Consider the following 23,358-nt stretch of genomic DNA (forward strand, 5'->3'; position numbering starts at 1 on the left):
CGGTTTAACGTCAACCGGAAATCGCCGCCATGGCCCGCAAAAAAGCTGCACTGGATTTCGAACAATCCCTCGCTGACCTGCAAACGCTGGTAGAGCGTCTGGAGAATGGCGAATTATCGCTGGAAGACTCGCTGACCGCTTTCGAGCAAGGCATCGGCCTGACCCGCGATTGCCAGGCGGCGCTGGCCCAGGCCGAGCAAAAGGTTCAGGTGCTGCTCGAGCGTGACGGCGAGTTGGCCGAGGAACCCTTCGACGCGGATCAACCAGAATGATTGCAGCGTATTCGGCGACCAGCCAGGCCCGCGTCGACGCCGCCATGGAAACCCTGTTCATCGCGCCAGGCCCTGAGCTGGCGCGCTTGTACGAGGCCATGCGCTACAGCGTGATGAACGGCGGCAAACGGGTGCGCCCGCTGCTGGCCTACGCCGCGTGCGAAGCGCTGGGCGGCAAGGCCGAGCAAGCCAACGGCGCAGCCTGCGCGGTTGAATTGATCCACGCCTATTCGCTGGTGCACGACGATTTGCCGGCCATGGACGACGACGATCTGCGTCGCGGCCAGCCGACTACGCACAAGAAATTCGATGAAGCCTGCGCGATCCTCGCCGGTGATGGCTTGCAGAGCCTGGCGTTCAGCGCCCTGCTCGACCCACGCCTGAGCAATGCCGACGCAGAGATCCGCCTGCAAATGGTCAGTGCGCTGGCATTGGCGGCAGGTCCGGCGGGTATGGTCGGCGGCCAGGCCATCGACCTTGGCTCGGTCGGCCTGAAACTCGATCAGCAGGCACTCGAATACATGCACCGGCACAAGACCGGCGCGCTGATTGAAGTCAGCGTCAAGCTCGGCGCCCTGGCCAGTGGTCGCGCCGAGAAGGACGAACTCAAATCCCTGCAGACTTATGCACAGGCCATCGGCCTGGCATTCCAGGTCCAGGACGACATTCTCGACGTCGAAAGCGATACCGAAACCCTCGGCAAACGCCAAGGCGCCGACATTGCCCGCGACAAGCCAACCTACCCGGCACTGCTCGGCCTCGACGCCGCCAAGGCCTACGCCCTGGAACTGCGCGATCAGGCGCTGCATGCGCTGCGACCGTTTGACGCGGCTGCCGAGCCACTGCGCGACCTGGCCCGTTACATCGTCGATCGACGCAGCTGACGGCGTATCCGCCAAAAAAGACCAACGCGTGGGCAGGGGCCGATGCATCAGGTAAACTGCCGCATCTTTTATACCTATAACGATTCGCCTGATGCCCACGACGTTTCATGAGATTCCCCGCAAGCGCCCGACCACGCCCCTGCTCGACCGCGCGAACACGCCGGACGGCCTGCGCCGGTTAGGCGAAGCCGAGCTGGAAACCCTGGCCGATGAGTTGCGCCTGGAATTGCTCTACACGGTCGGTCAGACCGGTGGGCATTTCGGTGCAGGTCTGGGCGTCATCGAGCTGACCATCGCGTTGCATTACGTTTTCGACACCCCGGACGACCGGCTGGTGTGGGACGTGGGTCACCAGGCTTATCCACACAAGATCCTCACCGGTCGTCGCGAGCGCATGGACACCCTGCGCCAGAAGGACGGCATTGCCGCCTTCCCGCGCCGTTCCGAGAGCGAGTACGACACCTTTGGCGTCGGCCACTCCAGCACCTCGATCAGCGCAGCCCTGGGCATGGCGATCGCCGCCCGCCTGCAGAACAGCGAGCGCAAGGCGATTGCCGTGATCGGCGACGGCGCACTAACGGCCGGCATGGCGTTCGAAGCGCTGAACCACGCCCCGGAAGTGGACGCCAACATGCTGGTGATCCTCAACGACAATGACATGTCGATCTCGCGCAACGTCGGCGGCTTGTCGAACTACCTGGCGAAGATCCTTTCCAGCCGCACCTACGCGAGCATGCGCGAGGGCAGCAAAAAAGTGCTGTCGCGCCTGCCCGGTGCCTGGGAAATCGCCCGTCGCACCGAAGAATACGCAAAAGGCATGCTGGTACCCGGCACGCTGTTCGAAGAGCTGGGCTGGAACTATATCGGCCCGATCGATGGCCACGACCTGCCAACCCTGATCGCCACCCTGCGCAACATGCGCGATCTCAAAGGCCCGCAGTTCCTGCACGTCGTCACCAAGAAAGGCAAAGGCTTCGCCCCGGCGGAAGTCGACCCGATCGGTTACCACGCCATCACCAAGCTCGAACCCTTGGACGCCCCGGCCGCTGCACCGAAAAAAGCCAGCGGGCCGAAGTACTCCGGCGTGTTCGGCGAATGGCTGTGCGACATGGCGGCTGCCGACCCGCGCCTGGTCGGAATCACCCCGGCGATGAAGGAAGGCTCGGACCTGGTGGCCTTCAGCGAGCGCTTCCCGCTGCGCTACTTCGACGTGGCGATTGCTGAGCAACACGCCGTGACCCTGGCGGCCGGCATGGCCTGCGAAGGCGCGAAGCCGGTGGTGGCGATCTACTCGACCTTCCTGCAGCGCGGTTACGACCAGTTGGTGCATGACGTCGCGGTACAAAACCTCGACGTGCTGTTCGCGATCGATCGTGCCGGTCTGGTAGGCGAAGACGGTCCGACCCATGCCGGCAGCTTCGACCTGTCGTTCCTGCGTTGCATCCCCGGCATGCTGGTGATGACCCCGAGCGACGAAAACGAATTGCGCAAGATGCTCACCACCGGCCATCTGTACAACGGCCCGGCGGCAGTGCGCTATCCGCGCGGCAGCGGCCCGAACTCGACCATCGAGAAAAACCTCGAACCTATCGAAATCGGCAAGGGCGTCATTCGCCGCCAGGGCAGCAAGGTCGCCCTGCTGGTGTTCGGCGTGCAACTGGCCGAGGCACTGAAAGTCGCCGAGACGCTGGACGCGACCGTGGTCGACATGCGCTTCGTCAAACCGCTGGATGAAGCGCTCGTTCGAGAAGTCGCCGCCAGCCACGACCTGCTGGTGACCGTCGAAGAAAACGCCATCATGGGCGGTGCCGGCGGCGCGGTCAGCGAGTTTCTCGCTCGGGAGAACATCCTCAAGTCGATCTTGCATCTGGGCTTGCCGGACATCTATGTCGAACATGCCAAGCCTGCGCAAATGCTGGCTGAGTGTGGGTTGGATGAGGCCGGGATCGAGGCTTCGATCCGCGAGCGTTTGCAACTGCTCAACATTTAAACGCCACCCCCTGTGGGAGCGAGCCTTTGTGGTGAGGGGATTTATCCCCGTTCGGCTGCGAAGCAGTCGCAAAGCCAGTGCAAGCGGTGTATCGATACTCCGCTGTTGCAGGTTTTGGGGCCGCTGCGCGACCCAACGGGGCGGTGCGACGTTTCGCTAAATCCCCTCACCACAAAGGCTCGCTCCCACATTGGTTTTTTGTGATCTTCAAATTTTGTTCGCTCCAACGCACCAACGGACTGCCGATGAAACTCTCCCCCCTCGCCCTGACGCTGACCCTCCTGCCAGCCGGCCCACTGCTGGCCGACACCTTCGAACGCGACCAGGCCCTGAAGCTGCCGGACGTGCTGATCAGCGCCAACCGCCAGGTCGAGGCGCGCAACGACAGCAGCGCTGCCAACACGGTATTCACCCGTGAAGACATCGACCGTCTGCAATCGAACAGCGTCACTGATCTGCTGCGCCGTGTACCGGGGGTGCAAGTGGCACAAACCGGCGGGCGCGGCAGCCTGCCGGGGGTTTACATTCGCGGCACGCAGTCGGCCCAGAGCCTGGTGCTGGTGGACGGCCAACGGATCGGCAACTCATCCTCCGGTGACAGCAACCTGCAACACATCAACATCGACCAGGTCGAGCGCGTGGAAGTGCTGCGCGGCTCCCGTTCGGTGATCTACGGCAGCGATGCGATTGGCGGGGTGATCCAGATCTTCACCCGGCGCGGCAGCGAACCCGGCCTGCAACCCAGGCTGCATATGGGTTTTGGCAGCAATCAGACCTGGGAGCGCAGCCTCGGCTTGTCCGGCGGCGATGAGCAAACCCGCTTCAACCTCGGCGCCAGCCTGGACGAATCCGCCGGAATCGATCGCACCCATGAGTCGTATCCCAGCGACGGTGATCACGACGCGTACCGCAACAAATCCCTGAGCCTGAGCCTGAGTCACGCCCTAAGCGACGACGTCGAGATCGGCGCCAATCTGCTGGATAATCGTGGCAAAAGCGAATTCGACAATCCGTTCGGCCGCTTCGACCTGAACACGTTCGAGTCAGTCCAGCAGCAGCCCTACAACGAATTCGATGTGAGCAGTGTCAGTAGCTACGTCGACGCACGGGTCAACGACCTGTGGAAAACCCGCGTCGAATTCGGCCACAGCGAAAACCGCGAGAAGACGTTCGACAAGCTCAGCGATGAGCGCAGCGTGTTCAACACCTACCGCGACTCTGTGAACTGGCAGAACGACCTGACGCTCAACGAGCGCAACAGCCTGATCCTCGGCGGCGACTGGTACGAAGACCGGGTCAACAGCAGCACGCCGTTCGACGAGGACAGTCGCTGGAACCGCGCGGCATTTATCCAGCATCGCTATCAGGCCGACAGCTTCTCCACCGAACTGGGCCTGCGTCGCGACCAGAACCAGCAGTTCGGCGGCCAGAACAGCTGGAGCGGCACCTTCACCCTGCCGCTGAACCCGGACAACGATGTGCTGCTGACCTACAGCGAAGGTTTCCGTGCACCGACCTTCAACGACCTGTACTACCCGGACTTCAGCAACCCGGACCTGAAACCCGAGACCTCGAAAAGCTATGAACTGCAATGGCGCAGCCAATTGACCGAGAGCAGTCGCCTGGAGGCCTCGCTGTACCGCACGGACCTCGAAGACGCGATCATCTTCGGCAGTAACTCACGGCCAGAGAACGTGGCCTCGGCACGCATCAACGGCTTTGAAGCGGCGTTGAAACAGGAACTGTTCGGCTGGCAGAGCAACCTCGGCGTGGCAATTATCGACCCGCGGGACCGCGACACGGGGCATACCCTGGCCCGTCGTGCACGGCGTACCTTGAGCTGGGATCTGGATCGACAGTTCGACCGCTTGGGCCTGGGCGCCAGCTGGCAAGCAGTGAGCAGCAGCTATGACGATTTGAACAACCAACAGCCATTGGCTGGTTATGGGTTACTGGGATTGCGCAGCAGTTGGGCACTCAACCCTGAGGTCAGCCTGGAGCTGAAGGTCGATAACCTGCTGGACAAGGGATACAGCCGGGCGCTGTACAGCCATGAAGGCAGCCAGTATGGGTATCGCGAGGAAGGTCGGGGGTGGATGTTTGGGGTGACCTGGACCCCGGAGATCTAAAAGCGATTCGGTCACCCTGTGGTGAGGGGATTTATCCCCGTTGGGCTGCGAAGCGGCCCCAAAGCCTGCAAGCACGGGAGTGTCAGATACACCGTAATCATTGTTTTACGACTGCTTCGCAGCCGAACGGGGATAAATCCCCTCGCCACAGGTCAGCGGTCGGGCGCAATCAAATGACAAAGCTTGGCCGTCGCTTCAATCATCTGCCCGCTCGGCCGCTCCAGGCCTTTGTCGGTGATCAGTAGCAACTGCCCGGTCGCTACCGCCGTCACCTGCGGCCACAACTTCCACGCATCAAGCTGCACCTGATCGCCCGCCAGAATAACCTCGGGATTGCGCTGCAACACCGCCTCCACACTGACTTGCGGTGCCGGCAACGTCAAATCGGCAAACACGTTTTGCGCCCCACAGACTTCAAGCGCAGCGCTGATGATCTGCCCACCGCCAACGGTGTACAGCGGCCGGTCCCAGACCTGATAGAACACCCGCAACGGCTGATCCCGTCGATAACGCTGACGCAGTTCATCCAGCCGCTGGCGCAATTCGTTGGCCAGAGACGTCCCACGCTCAGACCGACCAAGCTGTAAGGCAATCGCCTCGATCTGCCCAGTGAGTTGTTCGAAATCATGCGGTTCGGCGACGTAGGTCGGGATGTTCAAGCGCTTGAGTTGCTCACGCTCGGCCGGGCCGACACTGCCGGGCCAGAGCAGCAGCAAATCAGGCTTGAGGCTGAGCAAGCGCTCCATGTCCAACTGACCGTAGCGGCCCACGGAGGGCAAGTCCTTGAGTTCGGCGGGACGCTCACCGGCGTCCAGCACGCCGACCAGCAAGTCGGCCGAACCCAGTTCGACGACCATTTCAGAGAGAGACGGGGCAAGGCTGACAACCCGTTCCACCGCCACGGCCGAACCGCTGATGGCCAGCAGCAACACCGCCAGCCAGGCAGGGCGCATCAACCGAGCTGACGCGGAATACGGTAGAGGTAGAACAGCACCGCGGTCGACAGCGCCAGCAGCATCAGCGGCACCGCTTCAAGGCCGACGAATACCGCCAATGCACCGATCCAGGCCGGCAGGCCGGCCGCGAGGAACGCCGTGCGCCGCTTGGCCGCCAGATCGATCCATGCGCCAGGCTCTTCAGGGGTATCGAGGGCTTTCTGGGTGGCGATCAACGCATGTTTGTAGCCGCCAAAGAACTTCAGGCTGACAAACATCGAGGCGACACCGGCGATGAACAACGGCATCGCCAGCACCGGCAGGATGGCTTCACTCTGGCCGAACACAGCGTTGATCACGAACAGCGGCAACAAGGCCAACGCCAGGTATTGCCACCAGTTGACGGACAGTCGCCGCCGTACCTGGCCGCGGGTCACGCCCGGTCTACCTCGCCCTGATGTTCGTTGCCCATCATGTGGTCGAGTTTGCTGGCCTTGGTCGCCAGGTAGAGTTTGTTGTGCGGATTGTGGCCGGTGTGCAGAGGCACGCGCTCGGCGACCGCGATACCCATGTCGGTCAAAGCTTTGACCTTGCGCGGGTTGTTGGTCATCAGGCGCAGGGATTTCACCCCCAGGTGCTCAAGCATCGGCAGGCACATGGCGTAATCGCGCTGGTCGGCGGCAAAGCCCAGACGCTCGTTGGCTTCAACGGTGTCGGCACCGCCGTCCTGCAGCTCATAGGCGCGGATCTTGTTCAGCAGGCCAATGCCACGGCCTTCCTGACGCAAGTACAGCAACACGCCCCGACCTTCACGGGCGATGGCCTGCAGCGCGGCCTCAAGTTGCGAGCCGCAGTCGCAACGCTGGCTGAACAAGGCATCGCCGGTCAGGCATTCGGAGTGCAACCGGCCGAGTACCGGGGCACCGTCGGCGATATCACCCAGGCTCAGCACAACGTGCTCGCGACCGGTGGCCTCATCGAGAAAGCCGTGCATGATGAATTGCGCAAAAGGCGTTGGCAGCTTGGAAGCGGCGACAAAAACGACAGGCACCGGTGTGCTCCTGATCTAAAAGTCTGAAGATTCGCAGGCCGGCATTGTAACAGCAGGTTCCAACCGACGCTTAGGCTGAATTATCGGCCATAACTATCAAAAAGTCTGATTACTGGCCGGTTAGCTGCTCATTCTCATCGAATGGATAGGGTTGCTTCCAGCGCTCGAAGATCGGTCTGAGCTCACCGCTTTTCACCAATTGCGCCATACGCTGGTCGAACAACTCCATCAGGCGGCGGGCCGTCGGGGTCTTGGCAAAGCACAGGTACAATGGCAATTCGGCGATATGCGTGCGGCGGAACTGGGAAGGATCCTTCGCCCGGCTGAGCACCCAATCGACTTCGGTCAGCGCATCGATGTAGAAGTCGGCGCGGTTCTGCGTCAGCATCGAAACGATGCCGGTGCGCCGTAGCACTTCGTTGTAGCGGCGGATATTGGGCAGATAATCCTGAAAATCGTAGCCACGCACCCACGCCAGTCGGTAATTGCCCAGGCTTTGCGGGGTCGGTTGCGGACTACTGGCCAGGCCGAGGGCATAGATATGATCGGTATCGAAGCTCCAACGCGGATAGAGCACATCGCTGGATTCTTCATGGTAGGAGCCGACACATGCGTCGACCTCACCCCGCTCGGCCAGCCCCATTGAGCGCACATAGGGTTCGGTTCGGATGTCCAGCTTGACCCCCGCCGGCTCGAAGACTTTGCGCAACACGTCCCAGCCCAGGCCGTGGCCGTCGGCAGCGGTATAGTCTTCCCAGTCTTCGCTGGCCAGATGAATCACGGACGGCGCGGTGGTTGCCTCCTCCGCCTGGGCGAGTGCACCGAACAGCGCAATCACCATCGCTACCAACCAGCGTCGAGCCATCCCTAGTTCTCCCAATTAATCCCTCAGGCGAAAATCCATACCAGCCCCTGCATCGCCAACCAGGCAAACACCCCGGCCAACACATCATCGAGCATGATGCCGACGCCCCCATGCACATGCCGGTCTACCCAGTGAATCGGCCACGGCTTGAGGATATCGAAGAAGCGGAACACCAGAAACCCCGCCAGCAACCACTGCCAGCCTTCGGGCACCAGCCACAGGGTGATCCACATGCCGACCATCTCGTCCCAGACGATACCTTCGTGGTCGTGTACCCGCAAATCATCGGCCACCTTGCCGCACAGCCAGAAGCCGAACAGCATGGTGATGCCCAGCATCAGCCAGTAACCCCAGTCGGGCAACATCTGCCATAACGGGATGAAGGGTAGCGCAACCAGCGACCCCCAGGTGCCCGGAGCCTTTGGCAAGGTGCCCGAGCCAAAGCCAAACGCCAGGAAATGCCAGGGATTGCGCCAGACCGATGGCGGTACGAACTCCGCCGGAACCTGTTTGGGGTGATCTGTCACGGTGTCTCCCGAAAATGTTGAAAGCCCCGGGCTTGCGGGGTGATGTCATGCCCATCGGCGTCCAGCAGCGTCACGCCCTGCCCCGTTACCACCCGCCCAATCACATGGATCGGCCAGCCGTCGGCCAGCAACAGCGGCAACTCGACGGACGGTAAGGTGAAGGCCAATACGTAATCGTCTCCACCACTCAGGGCTGCGCTCTGCGCGTCGGACTGTCCGAGGAAGGCAACCAGTGCTTTCGACAGCGGCAAGCGATCCCGCTCGACTTCGATACCGACCTTCGAGGCCAACGCGATATGCCCGCAATCAGCCAGTAGACCGTCGGAAATATCCATTGCCGACGTGGCTTTACCACGCAGCGCCTGCCCTAATCCGAGCTGCGGTTGTGGCGACCAGTAATGCGCCAGCAACGGTTCGGCAACGCTCGTTTCGGCCGTGCGCTGGCCGAGCACCAATGGCAAGGCACCGGCGGCATTGCCCAGGTCGCCACCCACACACAGCAGATCACCCGGTTGCGCACCGCTGCGGGTCAGCGCCAGACCGCCCGGCACGCGCCCGAACACGGTCATGGTCAGGCTCAGCGGCCCACGGGTGGTGTCGCCGCCCACCAGCGCCACGCCGCAGGTTTGCGCCATCTGGTTCAAACCACGGGCGTAGGCCTGCAACCAATCGGTGGTCACCGTCGGCAAGGTCAGGGCAAGGGTAAAGGCAACGGGCGTGGCGCCCATGGCGGCCAGGTCGCTGACGGCCACGGCCAGCGAGCGCTGACCGAGCAAAAACGGATCGCAGGGATCGGCGAAATGCACGCCGGCTACCAACGTATCGGTAGAAATCGCCAACTGCTCCCCGGGGGGAACAGCCAGCAAGGCGCAGTCATCGCCGATCCCGAGGGCAACGCCTTCGCCGCCCTGAGCACAAGGCGCGGCGGCGAAGAAATTGCGGATCAGTTCAAACTCGCCCATGGCTGAGACAAAGTGCTCAAGCGCCAATCAGCGCTTGAACGCCTTCACTTCAGCTTCACGCAGGCGCGGGGCCAGCTTGTCGAGCACGCCGTTGACGAACTTGTGGCCATCGGTGGAACCGAAGACCTTGGCCAGTTCGATCCCTTCGTTGATCACAACGCGGTACGGTACGTCGACGCGCTTGAGCAGTTCCCAGGTGGACAGGCGCAGAACCGCCAGTTCAACCGGGTCCAGCTCTTCGATGGTCAAGTCCAGGCAAGGCGTGAGCGCGGTGTCGATTTCGGTCTTGAACTGCGGAACCCCGTGCAGGATTTCGCGGAAGTACGCGCCATCGACATCGGTGAAATCGTTATCGACCCGGAACTGCGCTTCGATCTCGTTCAGCGACTGCTTGGCCATGTGCCATTGGTACAGCGCCTGAGTCGCGAGCTGACGGGCTTCGCGACGCTTGACGCTTTTCGATGGCTTGCCAGCATCCGCAGGTTTTGGATCGCGCGGGTTGAAACGATCGCTTTCGTCGCTAATCACTTGGCCTCCAACTGCGCCAGCAGGCTGACCATTTCCAGAGCGGACAGGGCAGCTTCGGCACCTTTGTTCCCGGCCTTGGTGCCGGAACGTTCAATGGCTTGCTCGATGGAATCAACGGTCAGGACGCCGAAAGCGACCGGCACGCCGAACTCCATGGACACCTGGGCCAGGCCCTTGGTGCACTCGCCAGCCACGTATTCGAAGTGCGGAGTGCCGCCACGAATGACCGCGCCCAGGGCGATGATTGCCGCGAACTCGCCCTTCTGAGCGACTTTCTGCGCAACCAGCGGGATTTCGAAGGCGCCAGGGGCGCGGATGATGGTGATGTCGCTTTCGCTCACGCCATGGCGAACCAGGGCATCAACAGCACCGCTGACCAGGCTTTCAACGACGAAACTGTTGAAACGGCCTACTACCAGAGCATAGCGGCCTTTAGGGGCGATGAAGGTACCTTCGATGGTCTTCAGGGTCATTCGATAGATCTCTTAAAGAGCCGGGACGCGTCTCGTACGCGTCCCTCAGTGATATTTGAACCGCGAATACAGGGCCGGATACGACCGGTGATTATTCGGAGGGCACGTATTCTACAACTTCCAGATCGAAACCGGATATCGCATTAAATTTCATCGGTGCCGACATAAGGCGCATTTTGCGTACGCCGAGGTCGCGCAGGATCTGCGAACCAGCACCCACGGTGCTGTAGGTGGTCGGTTTTTTCACCGGCGCGTGGTCGGCGGTTTCGCGGATGTGGGCCAACAAGACGTCACCGTCGAGCGGGTGTCCGAGCAACAGCACCACGCCACTGCCGGCCTCGGCAACCGCGGACATGGCGGCGCGCAGGCTCCAGCGGCCCGGTTGCTTGACCATCAGCAGGTCGCGCAGCGGGTCCATGTTGTGCACGCGCACCAAGGTCGGTTCTTCGGCGCACACATTGCCCAGGGTCAGGGCCATGTGCACGTCGCCTTCCACGGAATCACGATAGGTCACCAGGTTGAATTGGCCCAATTCGCTGTCCAGCGGCTGCTCGGCAATCCGCTGAACGGTACGTTCGTGAATCATCCGATAGTGAATCAGGTCGGCAATGGTGCCGATCTTGATGTTGTGTTCGGCAGCGAAAGCTTCCAGCTCGGCGCGACGGGACATGGTGCCGTCGTCGTTCATCACTTCGCAGATAACCCCGCTCGGCTCGAAACCGGCCATGCGCGCCAGATCGCACGCGGCTTCGGTGTGGCCAGCACGCGCCAAGGTGCCGCCGGCCTGGGCCATCAGCGGGAAGATGTGGCCGGGGCTGACGATGTCTTCAGCCTTGGCATCACGGGCGGCAGCCGCTTGCACGGTGCGCGCGCGGTCGGCTGCAGAGATGCCGGTGGTAACGCCGGTGGCCGCTTCGATCGATACGGTGAACTTGGTGCCGAAACCGGAGCCGTTGCGCGGTGCCATCAGCGGCAGCTTGAGCAGTTCGCAGCGCTCCCGGCTCATCGGCATGCAGATCAGGCCACGGGCGTGCTTGGCCATGAAGTTGATGTGTTCGGGCTGGCAGCACTCGGCGGCCATGATCAGGTCACCTTCGTTCTCGCGGTCTTCGTCATCCATGAGGATGACCATCTTGCCTTGGCGGATATCTTCAACCAGTTCTTCGATGTTATTGAGCGCCACAAGGCACCCCCTTGGGTCAGGATTTGAGATAGCCGTTGGCGGCCAGAAAGCTTTCGGTAATGTTACTGGAAGTGGGCTCTGCGGCCTTGTCGCCCAACAGTAGGCGCTCCAGATAACGGGCAAGCAAATCGACTTCAAGATTTACCCGGCGACCCGGCTGGTACGACGCCATGATGGTTTCGCTCAGGGTGTGCGGAATGATGGTCAACAGGAACTCGGCACCATCGACCGCGTTAACGGTCAGGCTGGTGCCGTCGACGGTGATCGAGCCTTTATGGGCGATGTACTTGGCCAGTTCCTTCGGCGCACGAATGCGGAATTCCACGGCCCGCGCGTTCTCGGTACGGGCAACCACTTCGCCCACGCCATCGACATGGCCACTGACCAGGTGCCCGCCGAGGCGAGTGGTCGGGGTCAGAGCTTTTTCCAGATTGACCGGGCTGCCGCTTTTGAGGTCATTCATGGCGGTGCAGTCGAGTGTTTCGCGGCTGACGTCAGCCGCAAAGCCGTTGCCCGGCAGTTCAACGGCGGTCAGGCACACGCCGTTGACCGCGATGCTGTCGCCCAGTTTGACGTCGCTCAAGTCGAGCTTGCCGGTTTCGACGTGGACCCGCACATCTCCGCCTTTAGGGGTCAATGCACGAATACTACCGATGGATTCGATGATGCCGGTAAACATGGAGTCCTCCTCGAGAACAGGGCCTTCGCTTGGCGCAGGCCGGGAATTATACGCTCGCTACTGGCACAGGAATGGCGATGACTCGCCAGTCATCGCCAACCGCACGAATTTCGGTAATTTTGAGCTCCGGCGCATCCTTCATTTGCGCGAGCGGCCAGTCCAGCAGCGGCCGTGCGCAAGAGCCGAGGAACTTGCCGGCGATGAAGATCTGGAACTCGTCCACCAACCCCAGCTGGGCGAAAGCACCGGCCAGCCGTGGACCGGCCTCGACCAACACCTCGTTGACGCCACGGCTGGCAAGTTCGACCAGCAGCTGACGCAGATCCACCTGACCGTCATAGCCGGGCACGATCAAGCATTCCGGGCCATTGGCGTATTGCTCTTCCACCGCTACGCAGGTGGCGACCAGCGCCGGGCCGGCCTTGAAGAACGGGGCATCCAGCGGTACGCGCAGACGCCCGTCGACCAGTACGCGCAGCGGCGGACGGCTCATCGCCTGCGCGGTTTGCCCGGCGTCCAGGCCCAGCTCATCGGCACGTACGGTCAAGCGGGCGTTGTCCGCCAGCACGGTGTCGGCACCGGTCAGCACCACGCTGGCCTGGGCACGCAGGCGTTGCACCGCGGAACGCGCCGCGGGCCCGGTGATCCACTGGCTTTCGCCGCTTTCCATCGCCGTGCGACCATCCAGGCTCATGGCCAACTTGACCCGCACGAACGGCAAGCCATGTTCCATGCGCTTGAGAAAGCCTTGATTGAGCTTGCGCGCCTCACCTTCAAGCACTCCGCTTTCGGTGGCGATGCCGGCCTGGGCCAGGCGTTGCAGACCACGACCGGCAACTTCCGGGTTCGGGTCCTGCATCGCCGCCACGACCCGCGCCACACCGGCGTTGACCAACGCATCGGCGCACGGTGGCGTGCGACCGTGGTGACTGCAGGGTTCGAGGGTCACGTAAGCGGTGGCGCCGCGGGCCAGCTCACCGGCGGCGCGCAAGGCGTGAACTTCGGCGTGGGGCTCACCGGCGCGCTCGTGCCAGCCTTCGCCGACGATCTGCCCGTCACGCACGATCACGCAGCCGACTCGCGGGTTGGGGTGTGTCGTGTAATGACCTTTGCGCGCCAGTTCCAAAGCACGGGCCATGTAATGGGCGTCGAGGATGGCAAGTTCTGCGGACGTGGTCATTCTTTCACCGGTTCCCGGGCCAGGCGATCGATCTCTTCACGGAACTCATTGAGGTCCTGAAAGCGGCGATACACCGAAGCGAAGCGGATGTAGGCGACTTCGTCGAGCTTTTGCAGCTCGGCCATCACCAGCTCACCGACCACGAGGGACTTGACCTCGCGTTCGCCGGTGGCGCGCAGTTTGTGTTTAATGTGCACCAGTGACGATTCGAGGCGCTCGACACTCACCGGGCGCTTTTCCAGCGCACGCTGCATCCCGGCGCGGAGTTTTTCTTCGTCGAACGGCTGGCGACTGCCGTCGGTTTTGATCAGGCGCGGCAACACCAGTTCAGCGGTTTCGAACGTCGTGAAACGTTCGCCGCAGGCCAGGCATTCACGCCGGCGGCGCACCTGTTCGCCCTCGGCGACCAGACGCGAGTCGATGACCTTGGTGTCGTTGGCACCGCAGAAGGGACAGTGCATGGTGGCAGGCAACAAAAAAAGGGAGGGCCATGGTAGCGCATCCGGGTGGCAAGACAAGCCATAGGGTTTGCGGTATACAGACGGGATGATCACTTGATCCATGGATTTCACCCTTCCGGAGCTGCCAATGCCGTTACGACCGCTCGTCTTGCTCAGCCTTTTCAGCCTGTTGGTGGCTTGCAGCAGCGATGCCCCCCAGCCGCCAGCACCAGGCCCAGCGCCGCAGCAAGCGCAGAAAAAAGCCCGGGAGTCGGCCAACCTCGGCCCGCTGCCGGCGTATCAACGTGAATTGAGCGGTACCCTGCAAGGCGTGCCGGAAGGCGCCGAAGTCGAGCTGGCGCTGCTGGTGATCGACGAAAAGGACCGCCCGCAACAATTGCTCGCCAGTTCCAACCTGATCGGCACCAATCAGGTGTTGCCGTTTCATCTGCGCTTCAATCCAGAATCATTTCCGGCGAGTGCCCGTGTTGAACTGCGCGGCCGCGCCAGCCAGTCGGGCCAACTGATCCTGCACCTGCCATCACAGCGGATCTATCAGCCGACCACCCAGGCGCTGGGCCAGCTGCAATTCGTTAAAGCCCCATGAAGACGCCGCTGGACCTGCAACAGGCGTTGGGCGAATTGCTTGGAGATGCGCGACTGGTTGCCTGTGAGTTGCCGGGGACTGATCTGAAGTTGTGGCTGATCGATGGCGACAACATGGACCGCGCCTTCAGCCCGGAAGAGACCCGGCGCATTCTGCATGATCCGCCGTACTGGAGTTTCTGCTGGGCCAGCGGGCTGGCCGTGGCCCGTTATCTGGCCGCAAATCCGCATTGGGTCGAAGGCAAGCGGGTGCTGGATTTCGGTGCCGGCTCCGGGGTCGCGGGGATTGCCGCGGTCAAGGCCGGCGCGCTGGAAGTGGTGGCCTGCGACCTTGACCCGCTGGCGGTTGCCGCCTGTCGGGCGAATGCTGAACTCAATGAGGTTGAGCTCAGCTATTCGACGGATTTTTTCGCCGAGGCCGATCGCTTTGATCTGATCCTGGTGGCCGATGTGCTGTACGACCGGGCGAATCTGCCGTTGCTGGATGAGTTTCTCAGTCGTGGCCGGGAAGCTCTGGTGGCGGATTCACGGGTGCGGGATTTTCGTCATCCGTTGTATCAACGCATCGACATGCTCGAAGCGATGACCCTGCCGGACCTGGCCGAGCCGGAAGAGTTTCGGCATGTGAGCCTCTACCACGCGCGGCGCGGCTAAAAAGCATCGCGGGCAAGCCTTGCTTCTACAGGTCCACATTCCATTGCCACCGTCAATCCTGTAGGAGCAAAGCTTGCTCGCGATGACATTTGTCCAGACACCACCTAGCCATCTCCCACCCCCGCTTCCGGCCGCCCCCGCCAGGCCGTATAGTTGCCCCATTCACGCTTTTACGAGATCCCCCATGAGTCAGCAAACGCCGTACATCTTCGACGCCACGACTGCCGATTTCGACCAGTCGGTGATCGAGAATTCCTTCCACAAACCGGTGCTGGTGGATTTCTGGGCCGAATGGTGTGCGCCCTGCAAGGTGCTGATGCCAATGCTGCAGACCATTGCCGAGAGCTATCAGGGCGAGCTGCTGCTGGCCAAGGTCAACTGCGACCTCGAACAGGACATCGTCGCCCGCTTCGGTATTCGCAGCCTGCCGACCGTGGTGCTGTTCAAGGATGGCCAGCCGGTAGATGGTTTTGCCGGAGCGCAGCCGGAGTCGGCCGTGCGGGCGCTGCTTGAGCCCCATGTACAAATGCCGCCACCGGCCGCCGCCGATCCGTTCGAACAGGCCCAGGCCTTGTTCGACGACAGCCGCTTCGCCGATGCCGAAGCCCTGCTCAAAGTGCTGCTGGGCGAAGACAACACCAACGCCAAGGCGCTGATTCTTTACGCCCGCTGCCTCACCGAGCGTGGTGAGCTGGGCGAAGCGCAAGCCGTGCTCGACGCGGTCAAGAGTGATGAACACAAGGCCGCCCTGGCTGGCGCCAAGGCGCAGATCAAGTTCCTCGGCCAGGCCAAGGATTTGCCGGATGCCGCCGACCTGAAAGCGCGCCTGGCGAAAAACCCGCAGGACGATGAAGCGGTCTACCAACTGGCCGTTCAACAACTGGCCCGCCAGCAATACGACGCGGCGCTGGATGGACTGCTCAAGCTGTTCATCCGCAACCGCAGCTACAGCGAAGGTTTGCCGCACAAGACCTTGCTGCAGGTGTTTGAATTGCTGGGCAATGATCATCCACTGGTGACGACGTACCGCCGCAAGTTGTTTGCCGCGTTGTATTAACCCCCCCCTTGTAGGAGCAAAGCTTGCTCGCGATGGCGTCCTCGAGATCGCCATCGCGAGCAAGCTATGCTCCTACGGATTTTCGATCCAATGGAAGATAGGCGTATCAGTACCGCTCTCCACTTTCACATCTGCGCTATGGCGCAGCCGCACCAACAGGCGCTTGCCCGCCGCCGCACTGCCGGTCAGCCCTTCCAGTTGATCGAGCAAGTCCGGCCCGCTCAATTGCCCGGCCTTGCGCAGCAAATCCCTGGCAACCTGCCACAGCGCATCATCCTGATTCAGCGGTTTCGCCGCTGGCGCACTGACCTCGGTTTTTTCCACCTGCACCTGCGCACCCAGCCGCGCCCAATCGGCGTCATCCATCTCCAGCGTCAAATCCACCGGCCAGTCGCCGATGCTTCCGCGAATTCGCAACATGAGTCAGCTCCCGAACATTTCTTCATACCCATGCTCCCATGGGGCTTGTGCGACGCCAAGCAGGCAGTCACAATCCGCGAAGAACGTTATAAGATTACATAACATTTTATTCATCTTGTCTTTCGGAGACTCGCCATGCGTCACCTGCTTCTCGCTCTGCCGTTTGCCTTGTTGCCGCTGGCTGTCGCCCATGCCGCTGACGAACATGATCACGACCATGAGCACGGCAGCCTTGGCGCCCACGAGCACGGCGTCGGGCGCCTGAACGCGGCGCTGGACGGCCAGACCCTGGAGCTGGAGCTGGATAGTCCGGCGATGAACCTTGTGGGGTTCGAGCACGCCGCCACCACCGATGCCGACAAAACCAGGGTCGCTGCGGCCCGAGCTCGACTCGAGCAACCGCTGGCGCTGTTCAGTCTGCCGAAAGCCGCTGGCTGCGTGTTGGCAAATCAGGAGCTGGAAAGCCCGTTGTTCGGTGACAAGTCAGATGCCGACGATGATCACGATGAAGACGCTCACGAGCACCACCATGACCACAGCGAAATCCACGCCCGTTACCAATTCACCTGCGCCACGCCGGGTGCGCTGAAGACCCTGGACCTGGCGAATATTTTCAACAGCTTCCCGGCGACCCAAAAAATTCAGGTACAACTGATCGGCCCGAGCGGGCAGCAAGGGGTTGAAGTGACGGCGAAGGCTGCCTCCCTGAAATTCTGAACTCACCCCGCCCCTGTAGGAGCATGGCTTGCCCGCGATGAACGATGACGCGGTCTTTCATCTAAACCGCGGTGAGTCCATCGCGAGCAAGCTTTGCTCCTACAGGTCATCAACATTCGTGAAATCGGCGCTATGACCCAAGCACTCATCGAACTGTCCGACCTGGGCTTCAGCTGGCCCGGTCATCCGCCTTTGCTGGATATCCCGGCGTTTCGCCTGGAGCCGGGGGAAACCCTGTTCCTCAAGGGCCCCAGCGGCAGCGGCAAGACCACCCTGCTCGGCCTGCTCGGCGGTGTGCAAAAGCCCGATCGCGGCAGCATTCGCCTGCTCGGCCAGGAGCTCACCGAACTCTCGGCCGGTGCCCGCGATCACTTTCGCGTCGATCACACCGGCTACATCTTCCAGCAGTTCAACTTGCTGCCGTTTCTGTCAGTGCGCGAGAACGTCGAACTGCCCTGCCACTTCTCGAAACTGCGCGCAGAACGGGCGAAACAGCGCCACGGCAGCATCGATCAGGCCGCCGCCACCCTGCTCGCCCATCTGGGTTTGAAGGATGACAACATCCTCGCTCGCCGCGCCGACTCCCTGTCCATTGGCCAGCAACAACGAGTGGCCGCCGCGCGCGCGCTGATCGGTCAACCGGAACTGGTGATCGCCGATGAGCCAACCTCGGCCCTCGACTACGACGCCCGGGAGAACTTCATTCGCCTGCTGTTCGCCGAATGCCGCGAAGCCGGGTCGAGCCTGTTGTTCGTCAGCCATGACCAGAGCCTGGCGCCGCTGTTCGATCGCCACCTGTCGCTGGCCGAACTCAATCGCGCCGCCACGTCTGCAGAGGTCTGAGATGTATCTGTTTCGTCTAGCCATGGCCAGCTTGGCTAACCGTCGTTTCACCGCGATCCTCACCGCGCTCGCCATTGCCCTGTCGGTGTGCCTGCTGCTGGCCGTGGAACGGGTGCGCACCGAGGCCAAGGCCAGTTTCGCCAGCACCATCAGCGGCACCGACCTGATCGTCGGCGCGCGTTCCGGCTCGGTCAACCTGCTGCTGTATTCGGTATTCCGCATCGGCAACGCCACCAACAACATCCGCTGGGACAGCTTCGAACATTTCGCCAACAACCCGAAAGTGAAGTGGGCCATTCCGATGTCCCTCGGCGATTCCCATCGCGGCTATCGGGTGATGGGCACCACCGAGACGTACTTCGAACACTACCAGTACGGCCGCCAGCAACACCTGGAACTGGCCGATGGCCGTGCCTTCGCCACCGACCCGTTCGAAGTGGTGCTCGGTGCCGAAGTCGCGGATGCGCTGCACTACAAACTCGGCGACAAGCTGGTGCTGGCCCACGGCGTGGCCGTGATCAGCCTGGTCAAGCATGACGACAAGCCGTTCACCGTGGTCGGCATTCTCAAGCGTACCGGCACCCCGGTGGACCGCACGCTGCATATCAGCCTCGGCGGCATGGAGGCCATTCACATTGATTGGCACAACGGCGTGCCGGCCCGGGGCAACGGGCGGATCAGTGCCGATCAGGCGCGCAACATGGACCTGACGCCCCAGGCGATCACCGCATTCATGCTCGGTCTCAACAGCAAGATTTCAACCTTTGCCTTGCAGCGCGAAATCAACGAATTCCGTGGCGAACCGATGCTGGCGATCCTGCCGGGCGTTGCGCTGCAAGAGTTGTGGAATTTGATGAGCACGGCGGAAAAAGCCTTGTTCGTGGTGTCGCTGTTCGTGGTGCTGACCGGGTTGATCGGCATGCTCACGGCGATTCTCACCAGTCTCAACGAACGCCGACGGGAGATGGCGATCCTGCGTTCAGTGGGCGCGCGGCCGTGGCATGTCGCGACACTGCTGGTGCTGGAGGCGTTTGCCCTGGCGCTGACCGGCGTGGTTGCCGGCGTGGCGCTGCTTTATGTCTGCATCGCGGCGGCCCAGGGTTACGTGCAAGCCAATTACGGCCTGTTTCTGCCGCTGGCGTGGCCTAGTGAATATGAATGGACGCTACTCGGTGGCATTCTGATCGCTGCGTTGCTGATGGGCAGCGTGCCAGCCTGGCGCGCCTATCGCCAATCCCTGGCCGATGGCCTGTCGATCCGTTTATGAGGACGTTGAAAATGCCCCGCGCTGTCTTTGCGCTGTTGATGCTGGTCGCCCTGCCGTTGTGGGCGGCCGCGCCGAAAGACCTGACCTGGTCGGAAATGATCCCGCCGGATGCGGCACCGGAAGTGCCGAACATGACGCCGCTGCACGACCTGTCGAAGATGAGCGATGCACTGTCCGCAGAATCGGCGCCGGCAGCCAAGCAGGACATGCCCAACGCCCCGGTGGTCAAGGCCCTCGACGGACAGAATATTCGTTTGCCGGGCTACATCGTGCCGCTGGAAGTGAGTGAAGAAGGGCGTACCACGGACTTTCTGCTGGTGCCGTATTTCGGCGCCTGCATCCACGTACCGCCACCGCCGTCGAACCAGATCGTGCATGTCAAAAGCGAAGTCGGCGTGAAGCTCGACGAGCTGTATCAGCCGTACTGGATCGAGGGTGCAATGCAGGTCAAGCCGTCCACCAGCGAGTTGGCGGATGCCGGTTATCAGATGGAGGCGGACAAGATCTACCTGTATGAATTGCCCGAGTAAATCCGGTAGTCATGTATTGATCGTTAGGACGCCATCGCGGGCAAGTCGGGTCGCCGCATCGCTTGCTCCTACAGGTCCAGCGTTAAACCTTCCTTGTAGGAGCAAAGCTTGCTCGCGATGGGGCCATCAAAACCGCCAACAAAACCCGCCCATCCTTACTTTCATTGAGCTGCATCAAAAGACCGAATCGTTAGCCGCCTTACCATTGGACATCAAACATTTTTAACGTCCTTTGGAGCCCCCATGAACAAGTCCTTGCTCGGTGCCTCGCTGGTAGCGCTGGCGCTTGCAGCCCCGTTCGCCCACGCCCACGAAGCCGGCGACATCATCCTTCGTGCCGGTGCCATTACCGTCAACCCGGAGGCCGACAGTTCCACGGTCAAGGTCGATCAAGGCCCGCTGAGCGGCGCCGACCTGGGTGGCAAGGCGACCATGAGCAGCGACACGCAACTGGGCCTGAACGTCGCCTACATGCTCACCAACAACTGGGGTATCGAACTGCTCGCGGCCACGCCGTTCGAGCATGAGGTGAAACTCAAGGGCACCGCGTTGAGCGCGGCGAACGGCAAGCTCGGATCGCTGAAACACCTGCCACCGACCCTGAGCGTGGTGTATTACCCGCTGGATGCGAAGTCTGCGTTCCAGCCCTACGTGGGCGCCGGCATCAACTACACCTGGATCTACGATGAACACGTCGGCAGCGAAGCCAGCGCCAACGGTTTCAGCAACTTCAAGGCGAAGAATTCCTGGGGCATGGCCTGGCAGGTCGGTGCCGACTACATGCTGACCGACAACGTGATGATCAACGCCCAGGTGCGTTACATCGACATCGATACCCGCGCCACCGTGGAAAACGACGCCGTGGCGCCGGGCACCCGGGCACGGGTGAACGTGGATGTCGATCCGTTCATCTACATGGTCGGTCTGGGTTACAAGTTCTAAGCATTCACGTGGTGGTGATGATCGTTCCCACGCGCAGCAAAGGAATGCAGCCAGGGACGCTCCGCGTTCCAAGAGCAGACGCAGAGCGTCCATTGAGGCATTCCCCCCGCAGAGCGTGGGAACGATATGCATACCAAAGGCGCCTCGACAGGCGCCTTTTTCTATTGTCCCAGCAACCGCGCCAGCCCGACGCTCAACGGCGTCGGCTCGGGCGCTTTGAAGCGCTCCAGCAAACGCTGGTTGTTGGCCCGTGAATGACGAATGTCACCGGAGCGCGCCGGGCCGTAGCTCACCGGTGGCAGCTTGCCAACGACGACCTCAAGGGCTGCAAGCATTTGCTTGAGGCTGGTCGCCTGGTTCCAGCCGACGTTAACCGCGCCGTCTTCCACCTGTGGTTTCTCGATGGCCTGCACCAGCAAATCGACCAGATCCTCGACGTAGAGAAAATCCCGCGTCTGCTCACCGTCGCCAAACACGGTGATCGGCAGGCCTTTCTGTGCGCGCTCGCTGAAAATGCTGATCACCCCGGAGTACGGCGAGGACGGATCCTGGCGTGGGCCGAAGATGTTGAAGAAGCGAAAAATCACCGGTTCCAGCCCATGCTCGCGCCGGTAGAAATCGAAGTATTGCTCGCTCGCCAGCTTGTCCGACGCGTAGGGTGTCAACGGCGCCTTCGGCGTGTCTTCATCGATCGACTCGCCTTCGCCATTGTTGCCGTACACCGCGGCACTGGAGGCGAACAGCACGCGCTTGACGCCCGCCTGGCGCATGGCTTCGCAGACATTCAGCGAGCCGATGAAGTTGCTCTGGTGGGTCTTCACCGGATCGTCCACCGACGCCTGTACCGACGCCACTGCCGCCAGGTGCACCACGGCGCTGCACCCGGCCATCGCACGGGTTACCAGGGCGGCATCGGCCACGTCGCCGACGATCAGCTCGATCCTGGGATTGTCCAGCGGCAGGTTGCTGCGTTTACCGGAGGACAGATCATCGAGAATCCGTACCGAACAGCCCTTGGCGAGCAAGGCGTCGGTGAGATGGGAGCCGATGAAACCGGCCCCCCCGGTAATCAAAACGGGGCGATCAGCCATGACGATAGAACCTGTCCAGAAGACTCGGAAGGGCCGCACGCCAGGCGCGTGGCTTGATTCCGAAGGTGTGCAGAATTTTCTTGCAGGCCAGTACCGCGTGCTGCGGTTCTTCGGCGGCGTCCGGTCGCGCGGCATGAGCCTGGGCGGTCGGCGCTTCGATAGCCAGCGGGTGCAGGGCGCGTGCTTCGGTGAGAATCGCCTGCCCCAAGGCCAGCGGCGTGGTCGCCTCATGCCCGGCGTAGTGGTAGGTGCCCCACAGCGGCGCGCAACAATCGAGTTGCTTGAGCACCGAAATGATCACGCGGGCCGCGTCGTCCACCGGTGTCGGATTACCTCGGCGGTCGTCGGCCAGCAGCAGCTCCTGGGGTTGCTCGGCGCGGCCGAGGAAACGTCCGAGGGAGCCGTCGGGACTGTCATCGAGCAGCCAGCCGAAACGCAACAGCACATGTTGCGGGCAGGTGGCGCGCACGCTTTTCTCGATTCGCCACAAGGCCTGGCCACGCAGGCCCAGCGGCATTGGCTCGTCTTTTTCGCTATAGGCCGTCGCCCGGGAGCCGTCGAACACGCGATAACTCGAGGGCTGCACCAGCACGATGTTGTGATGCTGGCACAGTTCGGCCAGGCGCTCGATCGCCCGCTCCTGCCCGGCCAGGCGCTGTTCGCTGACCGCCTCCGCCTGGAACCAGTCGAAGTAGTAGGCAAGGTTGATCAACGCGTCCGGGCGGGTGTCGTCGAGCAGTTGCGTCAGGCTCGCGGCATCCCAGCCGTCTTGTGGTGGGCGGGGGGCGAGGAAACCGATGTCTTCCTCCGCACCGAGGCGAATCAGCGCTTGCCCAAGGGCATTTCCGCCGCCCAGTAACATAAGGCGCATTCGCATAGAGTCAGCAGGCCCAGTCTGATTGGAACGATGGCTTTATCGACAGCGCCCGCGGGCGATGTCGTCGATAGTTGCCGGAATCGTTGCATTTTGCGGGTTTAGTGCGCAACCGTCATCCGTAAAGTGTAGATGTCCGGGATTTGTGGTGCTGCTAATGGCCTCTTCGCGAGCAGGCTCGCTCCCACAATGGAATTGTGTACACCGGCCCAATGTGGGAGCGAGCCTGCTCGCGAAGAGGCCCTAAAGGCCAGCAAAG

The 23,358-nt window shown here is 62.0% G+C and carries 27 protein-coding genes; 12 read left to right on the plus strand and 15 right to left on the minus strand.

What is annotated here, in order from left to right; all coding sequences use genetic code 11:
• Positions 1 to 29 precede the first annotated feature (29 nt).
• The 4 genes from ACA058_RS27495 to ACA058_RS27510 all read left to right on the plus strand — a co-directional run bounded on the left by ACA058_RS27495 (position 30) and on the right by ACA058_RS27510 (position 5,275).
• Positions 30 to 272: an exodeoxyribonuclease VII small subunit gene (locus tag ACA058_RS27495; protein ID WP_007894317.1), complete on the plus strand. Its 243-nt coding sequence runs from the start codon at positions 30 to 32 to the stop codon at positions 270 to 272.
• Positions 269 to 1,156 (plus strand): (2E,6E)-farnesyl diphosphate synthase, encoded by an 888-nt coding sequence (gene ispA, locus ACA058_RS27500; protein ID WP_497636750.1) that lies wholly within the window; start codon positions 269 to 271, stop codon positions 1,154 to 1,156. Before ACA058_RS27495 ends, ispA begins: the two co-directional genes overlap by 4 nt.
• A 91-nt stretch (positions 1,157 to 1,247) precedes the next feature.
• Positions 1,248 to 3,146 carry a 1-deoxy-D-xylulose-5-phosphate synthase gene (gene dxs / locus ACA058_RS27505; protein WP_497636751.1) on the plus strand — a complete coding sequence of 633 codons (1,899 nt, stop codon included), beginning with the start codon at positions 1,248 to 1,250 and terminating at the stop codon, positions 3,144 to 3,146.
• A gap of 245 nt (positions 3,147 to 3,391) precedes the next feature.
• On the plus strand, positions 3,392 to 5,275 hold the full coding sequence (locus ACA058_RS27510) for a TonB-dependent receptor domain-containing protein (RefSeq protein ID WP_497636752.1): 1,884 nt from the start codon (positions 3,392 to 3,394) through the stop codon (positions 5,273 to 5,275).
• 152 nt (positions 5,276 to 5,427) lie between these two features.
• Here the strand turns inward: ACA058_RS27510 and ACA058_RS27515 are convergent, their stop codons facing one another.
• The 12 genes from ACA058_RS27515 to nrdR all read right to left on the minus strand — a co-directional run bounded on the left by ACA058_RS27515 (position 5,428) and on the right by nrdR (position 14,119).
• Positions 5,428 to 6,228 carry a cobalamin-binding protein gene (locus ACA058_RS27515; protein WP_497636753.1) on the minus strand — a complete coding sequence of 267 codons (801 nt, stop codon included), beginning with the start codon at positions 6,226 to 6,228 and terminating at the stop codon, positions 5,428 to 5,430.
• On the minus strand, positions 6,228 to 6,647 hold the full coding sequence (locus tag ACA058_RS27520; RefSeq protein ID WP_497636754.1) for an MFS transporter: 420 nt from the start codon (positions 6,645 to 6,647) through the stop codon (positions 6,228 to 6,230). The genes ACA058_RS27515 and ACA058_RS27520 overlap by 1 nt, the downstream gene beginning before the upstream one ends.
• On the minus strand, positions 6,644 to 7,261 hold the full coding sequence (ribA, locus tag ACA058_RS27525) for a GTP cyclohydrolase II (RefSeq protein ID WP_497636755.1): 618 nt from the start codon (positions 7,259 to 7,261) through the stop codon (positions 6,644 to 6,646). The genes ACA058_RS27520 and ribA overlap by 4 nt, the downstream gene beginning before the upstream one ends.
• Positions 7,262 to 7,370: 109 nt before the next feature.
• The gene (locus ACA058_RS27530; RefSeq protein ID WP_497636756.1) at positions 7,371 to 8,126 is read right to left on the minus strand and encodes a substrate-binding periplasmic protein; all 756 of its coding nucleotides are present in this window, start codon (positions 8,124 to 8,126) and stop codon (positions 7,371 to 7,373) included.
• Positions 8,127 to 8,149: 23 nt separating this feature from the next.
• A complete protein-coding gene (locus ACA058_RS27535) occupies positions 8,150 to 8,653 on the minus strand; it encodes a phosphatidylglycerophosphatase A family protein (RefSeq protein ID WP_046815881.1) in 504 nt (167 codons plus the stop codon).
• Positions 8,650 to 9,615 carry a thiamine-phosphate kinase gene (gene thiL / locus ACA058_RS27540; RefSeq protein ID WP_497636757.1) on the minus strand — a complete coding sequence of 322 codons (966 nt, stop codon included), beginning with the start codon at positions 9,613 to 9,615 and terminating at the stop codon, positions 8,650 to 8,652. Before thiL ends, ACA058_RS27535 begins: the two co-directional genes overlap by 4 nt.
• A gap of 27 nt (positions 9,616 to 9,642) precedes the next feature.
• The gene (gene nusB / locus ACA058_RS27545) at positions 9,643 to 10,143 is read right to left on the minus strand and encodes a transcription antitermination factor NusB (protein WP_008053839.1); all 501 of its coding nucleotides are present in this window, start codon (positions 10,141 to 10,143) and stop codon (positions 9,643 to 9,645) included.
• Positions 10,140 to 10,616 (minus strand): 6,7-dimethyl-8-ribityllumazine synthase, encoded by a 477-nt coding sequence (gene ribH / locus ACA058_RS27550; protein ID WP_003228649.1) that lies wholly within the window; start codon positions 10,614 to 10,616, stop codon positions 10,140 to 10,142. Before ribH ends, nusB begins: the two co-directional genes overlap by 4 nt.
• Positions 10,617 to 10,707: 91 nt before the next feature.
• Positions 10,708 to 11,799, minus strand: coding sequence for a bifunctional 3,4-dihydroxy-2-butanone-4-phosphate synthase/GTP cyclohydrolase II (gene ribBA, locus ACA058_RS27555; RefSeq protein WP_497636758.1), 1,092 nt, complete (start codon positions 11,797 to 11,799; stop codon positions 10,708 to 10,710).
• Positions 11,800 to 11,815: 16 nt separating this feature from the next.
• Entirely contained in the window at positions 11,816 to 12,478 is a 663-nt protein-coding gene (locus tag ACA058_RS27560) for a riboflavin synthase (protein WP_008033746.1), read from the minus strand.
• A gap of 46 nt (positions 12,479 to 12,524) precedes the next feature.
• The gene (gene ribD / locus ACA058_RS27565) at positions 12,525 to 13,658 is read right to left on the minus strand and encodes a bifunctional diaminohydroxyphosphoribosylaminopyrimidine deaminase/5-amino-6-(5-phosphoribosylamino)uracil reductase RibD (protein WP_497636759.1); all 1,134 of its coding nucleotides are present in this window, start codon (positions 13,656 to 13,658) and stop codon (positions 12,525 to 12,527) included.
• A complete protein-coding gene (nrdR, locus tag ACA058_RS27570; protein WP_003228656.1) occupies positions 13,655 to 14,119 on the minus strand; it encodes a transcriptional regulator NrdR in 465 nt (154 codons plus the stop codon). Before nrdR ends, ribD begins: the two co-directional genes overlap by 4 nt.
• Positions 14,120 to 14,246: 127 nt before the next feature.
• Here nrdR and ACA058_RS27575 point away from each other — a divergent pair, with 127 nt between their 5' ends.
• The 3 genes from ACA058_RS27575 to trxA all read left to right on the plus strand — a co-directional run bounded on the left by ACA058_RS27575 (position 14,247) and on the right by trxA (position 16,415).
• Positions 14,247 to 14,705 carry a YbaY family lipoprotein gene (locus ACA058_RS27575; protein ID WP_497636760.1) on the plus strand — a complete coding sequence of 153 codons (459 nt, stop codon included), beginning with the start codon at positions 14,247 to 14,249 and terminating at the stop codon, positions 14,703 to 14,705.
• On the plus strand, positions 14,702 to 15,358 hold the full coding sequence (locus tag ACA058_RS27580) for a class I SAM-dependent methyltransferase (RefSeq protein WP_497636761.1): 657 nt from the start codon (positions 14,702 to 14,704) through the stop codon (positions 15,356 to 15,358). The genes ACA058_RS27575 and ACA058_RS27580 overlap by 4 nt, the downstream gene beginning before the upstream one ends.
• A gap of 184 nt (positions 15,359 to 15,542) precedes the next feature.
• A complete protein-coding gene (gene trxA / locus ACA058_RS27585; RefSeq protein ID WP_008065763.1) occupies positions 15,543 to 16,415 on the plus strand; it encodes a thioredoxin in 873 nt (290 codons plus the stop codon).
• 72 nt (positions 16,416 to 16,487) lie between these two features.
• Here trxA and ACA058_RS27590 read toward each other — a convergent pair whose 3' ends face one another.
• On the minus strand, positions 16,488 to 16,835 hold the full coding sequence (locus tag ACA058_RS27590; protein WP_497636762.1) for a hypothetical protein: 348 nt from the start codon (positions 16,833 to 16,835) through the stop codon (positions 16,488 to 16,490).
• Between the two features lie 135 nt (positions 16,836 to 16,970).
• On the opposite strand from ACA058_RS27590, the gene ACA058_RS27595 reads away from it, so the two are divergent.
• The 5 genes from ACA058_RS27595 to ACA058_RS27615 all read left to right on the plus strand — a co-directional run bounded on the left by ACA058_RS27595 (position 16,971) and on the right by ACA058_RS27615 (position 21,134).
• Positions 16,971 to 17,552 carry a DUF2796 domain-containing protein gene (locus tag ACA058_RS27595; RefSeq protein WP_497636763.1) on the plus strand — a complete coding sequence of 194 codons (582 nt, stop codon included), beginning with the start codon at positions 16,971 to 16,973 and terminating at the stop codon, positions 17,550 to 17,552.
• A 132-nt stretch (positions 17,553 to 17,684) separates the two neighbouring features.
• Complete coding sequence (locus tag ACA058_RS27600; protein ID WP_497636764.1) at positions 17,685 to 18,395, plus strand: ABC transporter ATP-binding protein; 711 nt, start codon at positions 17,685 to 17,687, stop codon at positions 18,393 to 18,395.
• Position 18,396: 1 nt separating this feature from the next.
• Positions 18,397 to 19,662, plus strand: coding sequence for an ABC transporter permease (locus ACA058_RS27605; RefSeq protein ID WP_497636765.1), 1,266 nt, complete (start codon positions 18,397 to 18,399; stop codon positions 19,660 to 19,662).
• 11 nt (positions 19,663 to 19,673) lie between these two features.
• A complete protein-coding gene (locus tag ACA058_RS27610; RefSeq protein ID WP_497636766.1) occupies positions 19,674 to 20,192 on the plus strand; it encodes a DUF3299 domain-containing protein in 519 nt (172 codons plus the stop codon).
• A 243-nt stretch (positions 20,193 to 20,435) separates the two neighbouring features.
• Positions 20,436 to 21,134: an OmpW/AlkL family protein gene (locus ACA058_RS27615; RefSeq protein ID WP_497636767.1), complete on the plus strand. Its 699-nt coding sequence runs from the start codon at positions 20,436 to 20,438 to the stop codon at positions 21,132 to 21,134.
• A 161-nt stretch (positions 21,135 to 21,295) separates the two neighbouring features.
• On the opposite strand, the gene pgnE is transcribed toward ACA058_RS27615, so the two are convergent.
• Positions 21,296 to 22,225 (minus strand): UDP-N-acetylglucosamine epimerase PgnE, encoded by a 930-nt coding sequence (pgnE, locus tag ACA058_RS27620; protein ID WP_497636768.1) that lies wholly within the window; start codon positions 22,223 to 22,225, stop codon positions 21,296 to 21,298.
• On the minus strand, positions 22,218 to 23,102 hold the full coding sequence (locus ACA058_RS27625; RefSeq protein WP_497636769.1) for a sugar nucleotide-binding protein: 885 nt from the start codon (positions 23,100 to 23,102) through the stop codon (positions 22,218 to 22,220). The genes pgnE and ACA058_RS27625 overlap by 8 nt, the downstream gene beginning before the upstream one ends.
• Positions 23,103 to 23,358: the final 256 nt, after the last annotated feature.

Source organism: Pseudomonas sp. LBUM1649 (assembly GCF_059716155.1).

Bases quoted from the DNA above. Each gene is read 5' to 3' on its own strand.
- ACA058_RS27495 (WP_007894317.1), top strand. From the start codon at position 30: ATGGCCCGCAAAAAAGCTGCACTGGATTTCGAACAATCCCTCGCTGAC.
- ispA (WP_497636750.1), top strand. From the start codon at position 269: ATGATTGCAGCGTATTCGGCGACCAGCCAGGCCCGCGTCGACGCCGCC.
- dxs (WP_497636751.1), top strand. From the start codon at position 1,248: ATGCCCACGACGTTTCATGAGATTCCCCGCAAGCGCCCGACCACGCCC.
- ACA058_RS27510 (WP_497636752.1), top strand. From the start codon at position 3,392: ATGAAACTCTCCCCCCTCGCCCTGACGCTGACCCTCCTGCCAGCCGGC.
- ACA058_RS27515 (WP_497636753.1), bottom strand. From the start codon at position 6,228: ATGCGCCCTGCCTGGCTGGCGGTGTTGCTGCTGGCCATCAGCGGTTCG.
- ACA058_RS27530 (WP_497636756.1), bottom strand. From the start codon at position 8,126: ATGGCTCGACGCTGGTTGGTAGCGATGGTGATTGCGCTGTTCGGTGCA.
- thiL (WP_497636757.1), bottom strand. From the start codon at position 9,615: ATGGGCGAGTTTGAACTGATCCGCAATTTCTTCGCCGCCGCGCCTTGT.
- ribH (WP_003228649.1), bottom strand. From the start codon at position 10,616: ATGACCCTGAAGACCATCGAAGGTACCTTCATCGCCCCTAAAGGCCGC.
- ACA058_RS27560 (WP_008033746.1), bottom strand. From the start codon at position 12,478: ATGTTTACCGGCATCATCGAATCCATCGGTAGTATTCGTGCATTGACC.
- ribD (WP_497636759.1), bottom strand. From the start codon at position 13,658: ATGACCACGTCCGCAGAACTTGCCATCCTCGACGCCCATTACATGGCC.
- nrdR (WP_003228656.1), bottom strand. From the start codon at position 14,119: ATGCACTGTCCCTTCTGCGGTGCCAACGACACCAAGGTCATCGACTCG.
- ACA058_RS27575 (WP_497636760.1), top strand. From the start codon at position 14,247: ATGCCGTTACGACCGCTCGTCTTGCTCAGCCTTTTCAGCCTGTTGGTG.
- ACA058_RS27580 (WP_497636761.1), top strand. From the start codon at position 14,702: ATGAAGACGCCGCTGGACCTGCAACAGGCGTTGGGCGAATTGCTTGGA.
- trxA (WP_008065763.1), top strand. From the start codon at position 15,543: ATGAGTCAGCAAACGCCGTACATCTTCGACGCCACGACTGCCGATTTC.
- ACA058_RS27590 (WP_497636762.1), bottom strand. From the start codon at position 16,835: ATGTTGCGAATTCGCGGAAGCATCGGCGACTGGCCGGTGGATTTGACG.
- ACA058_RS27595 (WP_497636763.1), top strand. From the start codon at position 16,971: ATGCGTCACCTGCTTCTCGCTCTGCCGTTTGCCTTGTTGCCGCTGGCT.
- ACA058_RS27600 (WP_497636764.1), top strand. From the start codon at position 17,685: ATGACCCAAGCACTCATCGAACTGTCCGACCTGGGCTTCAGCTGGCCC.
- ACA058_RS27605 (WP_497636765.1), top strand. From the start codon at position 18,397: ATGTATCTGTTTCGTCTAGCCATGGCCAGCTTGGCTAACCGTCGTTTC.
- ACA058_RS27610 (WP_497636766.1), top strand. From the start codon at position 19,674: ATGCCCCGCGCTGTCTTTGCGCTGTTGATGCTGGTCGCCCTGCCGTTG.
- ACA058_RS27615 (WP_497636767.1), top strand. From the start codon at position 20,436: ATGAACAAGTCCTTGCTCGGTGCCTCGCTGGTAGCGCTGGCGCTTGCA.
- pgnE (WP_497636768.1), bottom strand. From the start codon at position 22,225: ATGGCTGATCGCCCCGTTTTGATTACCGGGGGGGCCGGTTTCATCGGC.
- ACA058_RS27625 (WP_497636769.1), bottom strand. From the start codon at position 23,102: ATGCGAATGCGCCTTATGTTACTGGGCGGCGGAAATGCCCTTGGGCAA.